The organism is Streptomyces sp. cg35 (assembly GCF_050410835.1).
Lineage (GTDB): Bacteria > Actinomycetota > Actinomycetes > Streptomycetales > Streptomycetaceae > Streptomyces.
Genome location: NZ_CP191268.1, coordinates 3737413 through 3752047 on the forward strand (window position 1 = coordinate 3737413; position 14635 = coordinate 3752047).

12 protein-coding genes and 1 tRNA gene are annotated in these 14635 nt (G+C 69.8%); 3 read left to right on the forward strand and 10 right to left on the reverse strand.

The window, feature by feature from the left end; translation table 11 throughout:
• The first annotated feature begins 50 nt into the window (after positions 1–50).
• Positions 51–281, forward strand: coding sequence for a DUF4287 domain-containing protein (locus tag ACQUQD_RS16945; protein WP_365566309.1), 231 nt, complete (start codon positions 51–53; stop codon positions 279–281).
• 81 nt (positions 282–362) lie between these two features.
• Here ACQUQD_RS16945 and ACQUQD_RS16950 read toward each other — a convergent pair whose 3' ends face one another.
• From ACQUQD_RS16950 to ACQUQD_RS16960, 3 genes are all read right to left on the reverse strand, one after another.
• Positions 363–1259, reverse strand: a complete 897-nt coding sequence (locus ACQUQD_RS16950; protein WP_428952924.1) for a Bax inhibitor-1/YccA family protein — start codon at positions 1257–1259, stop codon at positions 363–365.
• A gap of 133 nt (positions 1260–1392) precedes the next feature.
• Positions 1393–2568, reverse strand: a complete 1176-nt coding sequence (locus ACQUQD_RS16955; RefSeq protein ID WP_428952925.1) for a 4-hydroxybenzoate 3-monooxygenase — start codon at positions 2566–2568, stop codon at positions 1393–1395.
• Positions 2569–2798: 230 nt separating this feature from the next.
• A tRNA-Leu gene (locus ACQUQD_RS16960) sits at positions 2799–2881 on the reverse strand.
• 376 nt (positions 2882–3257) lie between these two features.
• Here ACQUQD_RS16960 and ACQUQD_RS16965 point away from each other — a divergent pair.
• Both ACQUQD_RS16965 and ACQUQD_RS16970 read left to right on the forward strand, forming a co-directional pair.
• Positions 3258–4028: an ABC transporter ATP-binding protein gene (locus tag ACQUQD_RS16965; protein ID WP_428952926.1), complete on the forward strand. Its 771-nt coding sequence runs from the start codon at positions 3258–3260 to the stop codon at positions 4026–4028.
• Between the two features lie 145 nt (positions 4029–4173).
• The gene (locus ACQUQD_RS16970) at positions 4174–6705 is read left to right on the forward strand and encodes an ABC transporter permease (protein WP_428952927.1); all 2532 of its coding nucleotides are present in this window, start codon (positions 4174–4176) and stop codon (positions 6703–6705) included.
• Positions 6706–6776: 71 nt separating this feature from the next.
• On the opposite strand, the gene ACQUQD_RS16975 is transcribed toward ACQUQD_RS16970, so the two are convergent.
• The 7 genes from ACQUQD_RS16975 to ACQUQD_RS17005 all read right to left on the reverse strand — a co-directional run bounded on the left by ACQUQD_RS16975 (position 6777) and on the right by ACQUQD_RS17005 (position 14631).
• Positions 6777–8075, reverse strand: coding sequence for a class I SAM-dependent methyltransferase (locus tag ACQUQD_RS16975; protein ID WP_428952928.1), 1299 nt, complete (start codon positions 8073–8075; stop codon positions 6777–6779).
• A 201-nt stretch (positions 8076–8276) separates the two neighbouring features.
• Complete coding sequence (locus tag ACQUQD_RS16980) at positions 8277–9677, reverse strand: NAD(P)/FAD-dependent oxidoreductase (RefSeq protein WP_428952929.1); 1401 nt, start codon at positions 9675–9677, stop codon at positions 8277–8279.
• A 442-nt stretch (positions 9678–10119) separates the two neighbouring features.
• On the reverse strand, positions 10120–11064 hold the full coding sequence (locus ACQUQD_RS16985) for an exopolyphosphatase (RefSeq protein WP_428952930.1): 945 nt from the start codon (positions 11062–11064) through the stop codon (positions 10120–10122).
• Complete coding sequence (locus tag ACQUQD_RS16990) at positions 11061–11594, reverse strand: DUF501 domain-containing protein (protein WP_428952931.1); 534 nt, start codon at positions 11592–11594, stop codon at positions 11061–11063. The genes ACQUQD_RS16985 and ACQUQD_RS16990 overlap by 4 nt, the downstream gene beginning before the upstream one ends.
• Before the next feature lie 62 nt (positions 11595–11656).
• Positions 11657–12154, reverse strand: a complete 498-nt coding sequence (locus ACQUQD_RS16995) for an FtsB family cell division protein (protein ID WP_428952932.1) — start codon at positions 12152–12154, stop codon at positions 11657–11659.
• 129 nt (positions 12155–12283) lie between these two features.
• Positions 12284–13570, reverse strand: a complete 1287-nt coding sequence (gene eno, locus ACQUQD_RS17000; protein WP_164559084.1) for a phosphopyruvate hydratase — start codon at positions 13568–13570, stop codon at positions 12284–12286.
• A gap of 368 nt (positions 13571–13938) precedes the next feature.
• Positions 13939–14631, reverse strand: coding sequence for a transglycosylase family protein (locus ACQUQD_RS17005; RefSeq protein WP_428952933.1), 693 nt, complete (start codon positions 14629–14631; stop codon positions 13939–13941).
• Between the last annotated feature and the right edge of the window lie 4 nt (positions 14632–14635).

A 14635-nucleotide genomic window follows, 5' to 3' on the forward strand; every position in this document is an offset into this window, starting at 1 on the left:
GGCACGGTGGCGTGAAGGACCGGCCACGTCGAAGCGTTCCGGAGGCGCCGATGTCCCAAGTCTTCTCCGAGGAGACCCACCGCAATCTGCTGGCTCGCATCCCCCACTGCACCGGTCGTGAAGTCTCCGACTGGCTGCGCACCGTCGAAGAAGGCCCTTGTTTCCTTCGCTTCGAAGAGAAGGTCAGCTGGCTCCGCGGGGAGCACGACCTCGCGTACGGCCACGCCAAGGCGATCATCCATGAGTACGACTTGAGGCGCGCCGCACGGCGGTTCGGCTGACGCCCCGACTCCCCCGCACACGACAAGGGCCCGCGCACCCCGAGGGGTGCGCGGGCCCAGGACTGTCTGTCCGGCGATCCGCTAGTCGTTGCCCTGCAGGATCGCGATGAGCCGCAGGAACTCCAGGTAGATCCAGACCAGCGTCATGGTCAGACCGAACGCGGCGAGCCACGCCTCGTCCTTCGGCGCGCCGTAGGCGATGCCGTCCTCGACCTGCTTGAAGTCGAGGGCCAGGAAGCAGGCGCCGAGCAGGATGCCGATGACGCCGAACAGGATGCCGAGGCCGCCGCTGCGGAAGCCGAGGCCGTCACCGCCGCCGAACACCGCGAACAGCAGGTTCACGGCCATGAGCAGGATGAAGCCCATCGCGGCGGCCATCACGAAGCCGTAGAAGCGACGGTTGACCCGGATCCAGCCCGCCTTGTAGGCGATGAGGACCGAGGCGAAGACGGCCATCGTGCCGATGACGGCCTGCATGGCCGCGCCGTCCGCGATGTGGGTGTCGACGACATTGGAGACGACGCCGAGGAAGACACCTTCCAGCGCCGCGTACGCCAGGATGATCGGCGGGGACGCCTTGCGCTTGAAGGCCTGGACGAAGCCCAGGACCATCGCGACGAGGCCCGCGCCGATGGCGATGCCGTACGACTTCGGCAGGTTGTCGGCGTCGACCGGCAGCAGCGCCCAGGCGAGGGCGGCGGTGACGATCAGCGTGCCGAGCGTGGTGGCCGTGCGCATGATGACGTCGTCCATCGTCATGCGGCCGGTGGTGGCGGGCGCCTGCGGAGCGCCGTACTGCAGATCCTGCTGGGCGTAGGGATTCTGCGCGTACGGGTTGCCGGCGGGGGCCTGGCCGTACGGATTGGCCTGCGTCCCTACGGCGGGGCTCCCGGCCTGCGGCTGCTGCGCGTTGAACTGCGCGTAGCCGTTGTCGCGGCTGAACCCCCGTCGCGAGAAGACCGGGTTACTGCTCCTCATTTCACTCCTCCATGGCCACCGTGTATGGCCTTGCCACAAGAGTAATGGCTTGGCAAAGATCCGACCCTACTGCTCAGGGAGGATCTTTCCCATCCTGTTACGAGGAACGCAGGAGAGCCCCGTGATGTTCCGCTCACAGGGGGAAGCCGGTGTAGGCCTCCGCGAGATCGGCCTCCGCGGCCTTGGAGCTGGTCACGCGGTCGAGCCGGGCCAGCTGGATCCGGTCGTCGAAGGGGGTCGCGTCGGGCGTGCGGTGCAGCATGGTCGTCATGGCGTAGCTGAACCGCTCGGCCTGCCACACGCGCCGCAGGCAGGTCGCGGAGTACGCGTCGAGCGGCCCGGAGTCGCCCTGGTCGAGGCGGGCGGTCAGGGCGCGGGCGAAGGTGACGACGTCGCCGACGGCGAGGTTGAGGCCCTTGGCTCCGGTGGGCGGGACGATGTGCGCCGCGTCCCCGGCGAGGAAGAGCCGGCCGTGCCGCATCGGCTCGTGGACGTAACTGCGCATCGGCGTGACGGACTTGGACGTGACCGGCCCGCGCGCGAGCCGCCAGCCCGGGTCGTCGACCTCCAGGCGGCGGTCGAGCTCGTCCCAGATCTCCTCGTCGCTCCAGTCGTCGGCGTCCGTGCCGGCCGGGACCTGGAGGTAGGCGCGGGTCACGGACGGGGAGCGCATGGACAGCAGGCAGAAGCCGCGGTCGCTGCGGGCGTAGACCAGCTCGTCGTGGGAGGGGGCGACGTCGGCGAGGATGCCGAGCCAGCCGAAGGGGTACGTGCGCTCGTACGTCCGCGAGAGCGCCTCGGGTATCGCGGCCCGGGCCACGCCCCAGAAGCCGTCGCAGCCCACCACGTAGTCGCATTCCAGGACGTCCTCGACGCCTTCGTGGCGGAAGCGGACGCGCGGGCTGTCCGTGGTGGCGCCCTCCACGGCGAGGGCCTCCGCCTCGAACAGGAGCGGGCCGCCGTCGGCGAGCCGGGCCGCGATGAGGTCCTTGCAGACCTCGGTCTGCGCGTACACCATGACCGACCGGCCGCCGGTCAGGGCCGGGAAGTCGACCCGGTGGCGGCGCCGGTCGAAGCGCAGCTCGATGCCGTCGTGCGGCAGGCCCTCGCGGTCCATGCGGGCGCCGACGCCGGCGGCGCGCAGCACGTCGACGGTGCCCTGCTCCAGGATTCCGGCGCGCTGGCGGCGCTCGACGTAGGCCCGGTCGCGGCTCTCCAGGACGACGGAGGCGATCCCGGCGTTGTCCAGCAGTCTGGCCAGCAGCAGCCCTGCCGGGCCGGCTCCGATGATGCCGACGGTGGTGCGCATACGGATCCCTCTCGCGTCATTGCGTGCATCCCGTTCGCCTGGTGAACTTTCGTTCATTGAGGCGGCTCCTGCGGATCCTCGCCCGCTGTCACACGGGTGTCAATGGGTGCGCGGGCATCACGGCACGCCCCGGGCGCCAGGAGGCAGGCGCGGGGAAGTGAAGGAAAGCCAGGGAAGCGAGGGAAGCGAGGGAGAAGCGAGGATGCGGCGGCGAAGAAGTGGATCGGAGGTGCCCGGAACCGGACTTGAACCGGTACGCCCGCGAAGGGCAGCGAGGTTTAAGCTCGCCGTGTCTGCATTCCACCATCCGGGCAGGCTGTGGGGCTCCGCTTCGACCCTCCGAGCCTATCCGGCGGCATCCCCCGATCAGCGGAACAACAGCACGATGTTGTCTTATTTTATTGACGTCTGAGGGTGCATCAGCACACAGCAGGAGCCATACGCACTTGCCGGAGGCCCTTCCATCGGCACATGCCAGGTCCCGTGGATTGACGGAATTTCACCTGCCGTCGCGCGTCCGGCCGAGCGGCGCCCTCTCAGGGTCCCGTGTCATCCCCAGGTATGACACAGGCGCTCCCGGTCCGACCGGAGTCGCCCCTCGGAACGGGATCTGCGGCTGACTTCACGGGCCCGATCCGCGGAGACGATGGGACGGTCCCCAGCAGTCGTCCCGACAGGAGCACCCTCCCGTGACCACCACCCCTCTCGCGGGCCGGACCACCACCGCGGCCGCCCGCGCCACGGATCTCTCGAAGGTCTACGGACAGGGCGAGACCCAGGTGGTCGCGCTCGACCGCGTCTCCATCGAGTTCCGGCAGGCCGAGTTCACCGCGATCATGGGCCCGTCCGGCTCGGGCAAGTCGACGCTGATGCACTGCGTCGCGGGCCTCGACACCTTCTCCTCCGGCTCGGTCCGGATCGGCGAGACGGAGCTGGGCTCCCTCAAGGACAAGCAGCTCACCAAGCTCCGCCGGGACAAGATCGGCTTCATCTTCCAGGCGTTCAACCTGCTGCCGACGCTGACGGCTCTGGAGAACATCACGCTCCCCATGGACATCGCGGGCCGCAAGCCCGACAAGCAGTGGCTGGAGAACGTGATCCAGATGGTGGGCCTGTCCGGCCGCCTCTCGCACCGGCCCGCGCAGCTCTCCGGCGGCCAGCAGCAGCGCGTGGCGGTGGCCCGCGCCCTGGCCTCCAAGCCCGACATCATCTTCGGTGACGAGCCCACCGGAAACCTGGACTCGCGCTCCGGCGCCGAGGTCCTCGGCTTCCTGCGCAACTCCGTACGGGAACTGGGCCAGACCGTCGTCATGGTCACGCACGACCCGGTGGCGGCGGCCTACGCGGACCGCGTCGTGTTCCTGGCCGACGGCCGCCTCGTGGACGAGGTGCACGCGCCGACCGCGGACTCGGTCCTCGACCGCATGAAGCGCTTCGACGCCAAGGGCCGCACGAGCTGACCGTCCCGCGCAGAAGCGCCCTGTAAGGGGCGCGGGGAACTGCGCGAGCAACCACACACGGCCCGCAGGCCACCGACCCACGAGCCCCTACGGCGCCTAGGCACCTGGGGCACAGCCCCGCCGAACCCTGGACTGGCAGAAACCCATGTTCCGAACAGCCCTGCGCAACGTGTTCGCGCACAAGGCCCGCCTCCTCATGACGGTGCTCGCCGTCATGCTCGGCGTCGCCTTCGTCAGCGGCACCCTCGTCTTCACCAACACCATCTCCTCCGCCCTGGAGAAGTCGTCCTCCAAGGGCTTCGACCACGTCGACGTGGCCCTCACCCCCGGCGCCACCGCCGCCGAGGGCGACAAGGTCAGCAAGGAGGTGAAGCTGACCGACGCCACCCTGAAGAAGGCGGGGAGCGTGCCGGGCGCCGCCTCCGCGTACGGCGTCGTCAGCGGGTACGCCGCCGTCGCCGACCAGGACGGCAAGCTCGTCGGCAACGGCTTCTCCACCAAGGGCGGCAACTACTGGGGCACCGAGGACCCGCGCTACCCGATCAAGGAGGGCGCGGCCCCGCACGGGAAGAACCAGGTCGCCCTCGACGCCGAGACCGCGAAGCGCGCCGGGTACAAGATCGGTGACCAGGTGCGGATGTCGATCGACGGGCCGGTCCTCACGCCGACCGTCACCGGCATCTTCACCACCGACGACGGCAACGTCGCGGCAGGCGGCTCCCTCGCCCTGTTCGACACGAAGACCGCGCAGACGCTGTTCCACAAGCCGGGCGCGTACGACGAGATCGACGTGACGGCCGCCGCGGGCACCAGCGAGGACCAGCTGCGGGCCGGCATCGACAAGGCCCTCGGCGACGCCGCCGTGCACACCGAGACCGGTCAGCAGCTCGCCGACGACCAGGCCAGGACGATCTCGGAGTCGATGAGCTCCATGAAGACGATGCTGCTGGTCTTCGCCGGCATCTCGCTCTTCGTCGGCATCTTCATCATCGCCAACACCTTCACCATGCTGGTCGCCCAGCGCACCAAGGAACTGGCCCTGATGCGCGCCGTCGGCGCCTCCCGCCGCCAGGTCACCCGCTCCGTGCTGCTCGAGGCGTTCTTCGTGGGCGCCGTCGCCGCCGTGACCGGTCTGGCCGTCGGCATCGGGATCGGCGCGGGCATGCGGTCGATCATGAACTCGACGGGTGCGATCATCCCGGACGGGCCGCTGGTCGTCTCCGTCGGCACGGTCGTCTCCGCGCTGGTCGTCGGCGTCCTCATCACGATGCTGGCCGCCTGGCTGCCGGGCCGCCGCGCCGCGAAGATCCCGCCGGTCGCCGCGATGAACGCGGTGCACGCCGCCCCGACCGCCAAGTCCCTGGTCCTGCGCAACACGCTCGGCGCGCTCGTCTCGGCCGCCGGTGCCGCCGCCGTGCTCGCCGCGACGACCATGAGCGGCAGCGACGGCCAGATGCCGATGGGGCTCGGTGCCGCGCTGCTCGTCATCGGCATCTTCATCCTGACGCCGCTGCTGTCCCGCCCGCTGATCGCCGCCGCGGCCCCGCTGCTGCGCGTCTTCGGCGTCTCCGGCAAGCTGGCCCGCCTGAACTCCGTGCGCAATCCGCGCCGTACGGCGGCCACCGCCTCGGCCCTGATGATCGGGCTGACCCTGATCACCGGGCTCACGGTGATCGCGGGCAGCGTCCAGTCGGCCATCGACAAGATGGCGGCCGACTCCCTCAAGGCGGACTACGTCGTCTCCATGGCGAACGGGAGCGCGCTCTCCCCCGACGTCCTGAAGACCCTCGACACGACGGACGGCGTGACCGCGACCAGCGGCATGGTCGACTCCCCGGCCCGCATCGGCGGGCAGACGGAGTACCTGACCGGGGTCAACGGCAAGAAGATCAACGATCTCGTCGATCTCCCCCTCGACAAGGGCCGGTTCGACGTCGGCGGCACGAACGTCGTCGTCGACGACAAGACCGCGAAGGACCACCGCTGGTCCGCCGGCTCGACCTTCGACGTCGCCTGGGAGGACGGCAAGAAGCAGCGGCTGACCGTCGCGGGCGTCTACCGGGCCAACGAGATCGTCCGGGGCATCATGGTCGACACCCCGACCCTCGCCCCGCACCTCACCGAGGACGCCTCCGACATGCAGGTCATGCTGAAGACGTCCGGCGACACCTCCGACGCCACCAAGGACAAGCTCACCAAGGCCCTCGGCGAGAACCCGGCGATCAAGATCCAGGACCGCCAGGACATCTCCAACGAGATCGCCCAGATGTTCACGCTGATGCTGAACATGCTCTACGGCCTGCTCGCCATGGCGGTCATCGTCGCCGTGCTCGGCGTCATCAACACCCTGGCGATGTCCGTCTTCGAGCGCCAGCAGGAGATCGGCATGCTCCGCGCGATCGGCATCGACCGCAAGGGCATCAAGCGCATGGTCCGCCTGGAGTCCCTGGTGATCTCGCTGTTCGGCGGCGTGCTCGGCATCGGCCTGGGCGTGTTCTTCGGCTGGGCCGCGGGTCAGCTCATCGGCAACAGCATGTCGACGTACGAACTGATCCTGCCCTGGGGCCGGATGGGCGTCTTCCTCGCGCTCGCCGCGGTCGTCGGCATCCTGGCGGCCCTGTGGCCGGCCCGCCGCGCCGCCCGCCTGAACATGCTCGCGGCGATCAAGGCCGAGTAGCGCAAGGGTGGTTGCGCGCGTGGGGCGCACCGGCGGCACGACCGCCGGTGCGCCCCACGCGCGGGTGGACGTCAGTTCCAGGTACGCGCCCGCAGGGGCATGCCCGACGCGCCGCCCTGCGGCGTCTTCACCGCGAGGATCTGGTTGACCCCGATGCGGTTGCGCTCGAAGCTGAGCGCGGAGGCCGCCATGTAGAGCCGCCAGATGCGGGCCCGGCCGGGGCTGACCAGCCTCAGGGCCTCCGGCCAGCGGGCCTCGAGATTGCGGACCCACTGGCGCAGGGTGAGCGCGTAGTGCTCGCGGATCGCCTCGATGTCCCGCACCTCGAATCCGGCCCGCTCCAGCAGGCTCGTGGTCGTGCCGACCGGTGCGAGCTCCCCGTCGGGGAACACGTAGGCGTCGATGAACTCGTCGACCTGGTACGCCGATTCGTCCTCCTGCGGCCGCCGCGCGATCTGGTGGTTGAGCAGCCGGCCGCCCGGCTTCAGCAGCGCGTACAGATCGCTCGCGTACTCCAGGTACCGCTCCGAGCCGACGTGCTCGGCCATGCCGATGGAGGAGATGGCGTCGTACGGCCCGTCGCGCACGTCGCGGTAGTCCTGCACCCGGATCTCGACGCGGTCGGTGAGCCCCTCGTCCGCGACGCGCTTCCTGGCGAACGCGGCCTGTTCCTGGGAGAGCGTGACCCCGACGACGCTCACGCCGTGCTCGCGGGCGGCGTGGATGGCCATGGAGCCCCAGCCGCAGCCCACGTCGAGCAGGCGCATGCCGGGCCTGAGGTCGAGCTTGCGGGAGATGAGCTCCAGCTTGTCGCGCTGGGCGGATTCGAGCGTGGCCCCGGGGGACTCCCAGTACGCGCACGAGTAGACCATCGAGGGGCCGAGGACCAGCTCGTAGAAGTCGTTGCCGACGTCGTAGTGGTGGCTGATGGCCTGTTTGTCGCTGCCCTTGGTGTGCAGGTGGAGGCGGCCCTTGCGGCGCATCTCCTCGACGGGCGGGGTCGGCGGCAGGAACGGTCCTGCGAGCTTCACCAGCTCGGCGGCACCGGCCCGCACCCGGGGGTCCCTGAGCGCCTCGACGAGGCTCCTGCGCTCGTCGTCGTCACGCTCCCAGATCAGCCCGGCCATGGCGTCCAGCACCTCATAGAGGTCGCCCTCGACGTCCAGGTCCCCGGCCACCCAGGCGCGGGCCAGGCCCAGCTCTCCCGGCTTCCACAGCAGGCGGCGCAGGGCGCGGCGGCCCCGCACGACCAGCACGGGGGCGTCCGGGGGGCCGGCCTCCGAGCCGTCCCAGGCGCGCAGCCGCACCGGGAGCTCGGCGCCGAGCAGCTGCTCGGCAAGATTCTTCAGCCGCTGTGCGGCGTCCTGCATGGCGCACACCTCCGTGACAGGCGGATCCCGGAACGGTCCAACACCACGTAAACACCAAGACGGCGGTCCCGCAGTCCCGTTATTGCGTCACGAACAGGCAAAATACTTGTAGCCACCATGTATCTGGCGCGGAAAAACCCGAAGGGGCCGCCCGCACCACGGATGGCGGGCGACCCCTTCGGGGACAGAACTACCGCGAGGTCAGGAGGCCTTGGCCTTCTCCTCGACCTTCTCCTCGGTCTTCTCCGCGGCCGGCTTGGGCGCCGGAGCCGGCTTGGCGGCCTCGTAGAACTCCTCGCGCGGAGTCTCCAGGGCGCCGAGCGCGGTGATGTCGCGCTTCTGGAACATGTTGATCGTCCACTCGGCGATCACCCGGATCTTGCGGTTGTAGGTCGGCATGGCCAGACCGTGGTAACCGCGGTGCATGTACCAGGCGAGACGGCCCTTGAGCTTGATCTTCATCTTGCCCATGACGATCATCGCGACGCCCTTGTGCAGGCCGAGACCGGCGACCGCACCCTTGTTGGCGTGCTTGTAGTCGCCCTGCGGGAAGCCCCGCATGCCGGAGACCACGTTGTCGCCGAGGACCTTGGCCTGGCGCATCGCGTGCTGGGCGTTCGGCGGGCACCAGGCGTTCGGGTTGCCGTTGGCACGGCCGACCAGGTCCGGGACCTGGGCGTTGTCGCCCGCGGCCCAGATGTAGTCGGTGCCCTGGACCTGGAGCTTCTCGCTGGTGTCCACGTGGCCGCGGGGGCCGAGCGGGAGACCGAAGCGGGCGAGCGCCGGGTTCGGCTTGACGCCGGCGGTCCACACGATGGTGTTGGAGTCGGCCTCGAGGCCGTTGCTGAGCACGACGTGACCGTCGACGCAGGAGGGCATCGTGGTACTGAGGTAGACCTCGATACCGCGGGACTCCAGGTGCTTGCGGCCGTAGACGCCGAGCTCCGGGCCCACCTCGGGCAGCACCTTGTCGGCGGCGTCGACCAGGATGAAGCGCATGTCCTCGCGCTTCACGTTCTTGTAGAACTTGGCCGCGTCGCGCGCCAGGTCCTCGACCTCGCCGATCGTCTCGGCGCCCGCGAAGCCACCGCCGACGAAGACGAAGGTGAGCGCCTTGCGGCGGATCTCCTCGTCCGTCGTGGACTCGGCCTTGTCGAGCTGCTCGAGCACGTGGTTGCGCAGGCCGATGGCCTCCTCGACACCCTTCATACCGATGCCGACCTCGGCGAGGCCCGGCGTCGGGAAGGTGCGGGAGACCGCGCCGAGCGCGATCACCAGGTAGTCGAAGGGCACCTCGTACGCCTCGCCGACGAGCGGGGCGACCGTGGCGACCTTGCGGTCCTGGTCGATGGTGGTGACGCGGCCGGTGAGAATCTCGGCTCCCGGCACAGCGCGTCGCAGCGGGACGACGACGTTGCGCGGCGAGATGCTGCCGGCGGCGGTCTCGGGGAGGAAGGGCTGGTACGTCATGTACGAGCGCGGGTCGACGACCGTGACGGTCGCTTCCGCGTAACGCATCTTCTTCAGGATGCGTCGCGCCGCGTACAGGCCTACGTACCCACCCCCGACAATGAGGATCCTGGGACGCTCCGTGGTGCTCATGCCATCGAGTATCCACCCGAGTGGAGGGGGTCGCTCGTGCGCCCCTTCACAAGGACGGGTGGGGCCTCTGCTACACTTCGCCGCCCACGTGACCCAAGTCATGGTCGACGCGGGGAACCACGGTGCACCGCCAGTCGTTGCTCACCCCTCTTGAGCAGCCACAGTGAGCCTTCGGAAGCACTGGACCACTCCCGGATTTCACCCCCGCGTAACACGCGCGGAACCCCACGGATCCCTTCCGGTAGGGCCCATGGACGGCCCCGAACGGGCCCAAGGCCCCAAAACCGCGTCCAACGGGACCGAATTCCTTGTGAAGAACTTCACGAACTTTCCCGACGGAGTGTCGCCGGGGCGTGTCGGAACCGGTCTCGACCGTGCTCAGGCGGCACCGTACACGCTCAGGCGAGCTCGTTTCGAGGCCCTCGGCTCCGCGGATTCCGCCTCAGGCGATCGACCAGGCGATGCCGTCGAGGATGTCGTGCTCGCTGACGACCACCTCGCGGGCACCGATCCACTCCATGATCAGTCGCAGGACGAGGGCGCCGGAGGCGATGACGTCGACGCGGCCGGGGTGGATGACCGGCTTCAGGGCGCGCTGGTCGTGGGTGGAGGTCAGCAGCCAGTCGGTGAGCTCGGCGACCTTCTCGAACGGGATCCGGGAGTGGTGGATCGCCGTGGAGTCGTACGCGCTCAGGCCGAGGGCCAGGGCCGCCACCGTCGTCACCGAGCCGGCCAGGCCGACCAGGGTGCGGGCGGAGCGGATCGGGACGGTCTGCGTGACCTTGTCGAGGGCCTCGGCGATGTCCTCGCGGATCGCCTCGATCTGGGCCGGGGTCGGCGGGTCGGTGACCCGGCCCTCGTCGTCGACCAGGTGACGCTCGGTCATGCGGACGCAGCCGACGTCCACGGAGAGGGCCGAGCCCACGGTGTCGTCGCCGACCACGAACTCGGTCGAGCCGCCGCCGATGTCGACGACCAGGTACGGCTTGTCCAGGTCGGCGCGGCCGGTGAGCTCCTTCGTCGCGCCCGTGAAGGAGAACTCGGCCTCCTGGTCACCCGTGATCACCTCGGGCTCGACGCCCAGGATGTCCAGGACGCCCCGCACGAACTCGTCGCGGTTCTCGGCGTCGCGGGACGCCGAGGTCGCCACGAAGCGGACCTTCTCGGCCCCGTGCTCCTTGATCACGGCGGCGTACTCGCGGCACGCCGCGAACGTGCGCTCCAGCGCCTCGGGGGCGAGGCGGCCCGTCCGGTCGACGCCCTGGCCGAGCCGGACGATCGTCATCCGGCGGTCCAGGTCGACGAGTTCGCCGGTCTGCGGGTTCGCGTCGGCGACGAGGAGGCGGATGGAGTTCGTACCGCAGTCGATCGCGGCGACCCTGGTCACACGGCCTCCTCGGCGGGCTTCGCGCTCACGCACGCGCCCTTCTTCCACCACTCGGGCAGCATCTCGATCGCCTCGTCGCCCAGCGGGTTCACACCGGGCCCCGCGGCCAGGGAGTGGGCCACGAGGACGTGCAGGCACTTCACGCGGTCGGGCATGCCGCCGGCGCTCGGGAAGTTCTCCAGGACCTCGATGGCGTCACGGCGCGCGATGTAGTCCTCGTGGGCCGCCCGGTACTGCTGGGCCAGCTCGGGGTCCGTCTGCAGGCGCTCCGTCATCTCCTTCATGACGCCGTTGGCCTCCAGCGTGCCGATGGCCGAGGCCGCGCGCGGGCACGTCAGGTAGTACGTCGTCGGGAACGGCGTGCCGTCCTCCAGGCGCGGGGCCGTCTCGACCACGTCCGGGTTGCCGCAGGGGCAGCGGTGCGCGATGGCGCGCAGGCCGCGCGGCGGGCGGCCGAGCTGCTCCTGGAACGCGTGGATGTCGGCGTCCGTGGGCGCGGTGGGCGCGGTCTGCGGCGGGGGCGTTTCCATGGCTGTCTCTGAGTGTCTTTCGTGTACGTGGATCAGTGGAGGGGGTGCGGCGGGGCGGCGGCTCAGCCGTCCGCCCGGTCGGCCTTGTCGACGCCGTCCCAGACGTTCGAGTACCAGGGGCGGTCGGCCTCGCCCTGCTCGGCGCGGCTCGACTCAGTGGAGCGCGGATCGGGCACCACGTACCCGGTCTCGCCCGGCATCACCATGTGCAGCCGTTCGCGGATGCGCTGCTCGGCGTACGTGTCGTCCTGCCAGCGGGCCTTCTCGTCACGCAGCCTGTCGACCCGGTCCCTGGCCTCCTGCTGCTGGCGCTGCAGGTCCGCGATCTCGCCGCGCTGGGAGACGTACTGCCTTATCGGGTACGCGAGCGCGACCACGAGGGTGCAGACGACGAGGGCGAGCAGGGCCGCGCGGCCGGTGAGGCGGGAGCGGCGGGCCTGGCGCTTGTTCTGCGAGCGGTAGACGCGCTCCGCGGTCTGCTCGCCGAGCAGGCGCAGGCGGGTGGCCGTGGAGAAGCGGGCGGCGTCGTCGCGGCCCCTGCTTCGGAGCTTTCCCGGCATCGCCTCTGGGCCTCCCCGTCTGCCTGCGGCACCTGGCGGCACCCGTCTACGTGCGTACGTCCCCGCACACGGTACGGGACCGAGTGCGGGGACGTACGGAACTACTGCCTCAGCAGGCGTCGGGGCCGGTCAGCCCTTGAAGCGGGGAAATGCGCTGCGACCGGCGTAGACCGCCGCGTCGTCCAGGATCTCCTCGATGCGAAGGAGCTGGTTGTACTTGGCGACACGCTCGGAGCGGGCCGGGGCGCCGGTCTTGATCTGGCCGCAGTTGGTGGCGACGGCCAGGTCGGCGATGGTGACGTCCTCGGTCTCGCCGGAGCGGTGCGACATCATGCACTTGAAGCCGTTGCGCTGGGCCAGCTCGACGGCGTCCAGGGTCTCGGTCAGCGAGCCGATCTGGTTGACCTTGACGAGGAGGGCGTTCGCCGAGTTCTCCTCGATGCCGCGGGCCAGGCGCTCCGGGTTGGTGACGAAGAGGTCGTCGCCGACGAGCTGGACCTTGTCGCCCAGCTTCTCGGTGATGACGTTCCAGCCGGCCCAGTCGTCCTCGTACAGCGGGTCCTCGATGGAGACGAGCGGGTACGCGGAGACGAGCTCCTCGTAGTACTCGGTCATCTCGGCCGCCGAGCGCTCCTTGCCCTCGAACTGGTACTTGCCGTCCTTGTAGAACTCGGAGGCGGCGACGTCCAGCGCGAGCGCGACCTGCTGGCCGGGGATGTAGCCGGCCTCCTTGATGGCCTCGAGGATGAGGTCGAGGGCGGCGCGGTTCGACTCCAGGTTCGGGGCGAAGCCGCCCTCGTCGCCGAGGCCGGTGGACAGGCCCTTGGCCTTCAGGACCTTCTTGAGGGTGTGGTAGACCTCGGTGCCCCAGCGCAGCGCCTCGGAGAAGGACTCCGCGCCGATCGGGGCGATCATGAACTCCTGGATGTCGACGTTGGAGTCGGCGTGCGACCCACCGTTCAGGATGTTCATCATCGGGACGGGCAGCAGGTGCGCGTTCGGACCGCCGAGGTAGCGGAAGAGCGGCAGGTCGCTGGCCTCGGAGGCGGCGTGGGCCACGGCGAGCGAGACGCCGAGGATGGCGTTGGCGCCGAGGGAGCCCTTGTTGTCCGTGGCGTCCAGGTCGAACATCGCCTGGTCGATCAGGCGCTGCTCGGTGGCGTCGTAGCCGACGAGCTCCGGGCCGATCTGCTCGATGACGGCGAGGACGGCCTTCTCGACACCCTTGCCCTGGTAACGGTTGGGGTCACCGTCACGGAGTTCGATGGCCTCGAAGGCACCGGTGGAGGCACCGGACGGAACGGCAGCACGACCCGTGCTGCCGTCGTCGAGGCCGACCTCGACCTCGACCGTGGGGTTGCCTCGGGAGTCCAGGATTTCCCGGGCTACGACGACGTCGATGGACGGCACGAGCATCTCCTTCTGGGATGTGACGCAACTGGGCGGGCTGCCTCGGTAACGCATTCCCGCACCCATGAGCCTAACCGGCTCCGGGGCATCGGCCAGCCGACCGCCCGTCTCGTGGACAACGCCGTTAGCGAAATGTTCCCAACTGGAACAAAACGGGGTGGTGGCGTGCGGGTGACGGAATCCCGTCCGCCGTGTCCGGGCCGAGCGCCGGGTGCGGGTCGCGGGCAGCCGCGACGGTGCCGCAGTCGGCGGACAGCAAGGCGCCCCACCCCGGATGCCGGGATGGGGCGCCGATGCGAGCGGCCCGTTACATGGGGACGGGTCGAAAGAGCTCGGCGTCCGCCGATGCCGAGGCTCCCCTCTATACGTGCGGCTTACTTCAGGTGCAGCTGCTGACCCGGGTAGATCAGGTCGGCGTCGGTGACGATGTCCTTGTTGAGCTTGAACACCTTCTGCCAGGTGGTGCCGTGCGCCTCGGCGATCTTGCTGAGGGTGTCGCCGTGCTTCACCTTGTACTCGCCGTCGCCCTTCTTGACCTTCTTGCCGGTCGGGGTCGTGACGGTCTTCTTCGACTCCTGCTGCTGCGGCGCCTGGCGCTGCTCGGAGCGGGTGGTCGTGGAGGACTCGGAGCGCTGCTGCGGCTGAGCCTGCTGCTGCTTCGGCTGCTCGGGAGCCGGGGCGGAGTTCGAGGTGGAGGCGCCGGACAGGCCCACACCACAGCTCGGCCAGGCACCCTTGCCCTGCGCGGCGAGGACCTTCTCGGCGACCGATATCTGCTGGGCCTTGGAGGCCTGGTCGGCGGAGGAGGCGTAGGCGGTGCCGCCGTACGCGGCCCAGGTCGAGGACGAGAACTGGAGGCCGCCGTAGTAGCCGTTGCCCGTGTTGATGGACCAGTTGCCACCGGACTCGCACTGCGCGACCTGGTCCCACTCGGAGGTGGAGGCGGCGGAGGCGGAGGTGGCGCCCATCAGCGGGACGGCGACAGCGGCACCGGCGACGCCGGCGAGCGTGGCGACACGGACGGCCTTGGACGGGCGGCGGTGCTTGCCCTTGCTGGAAAGCAGCATGGAG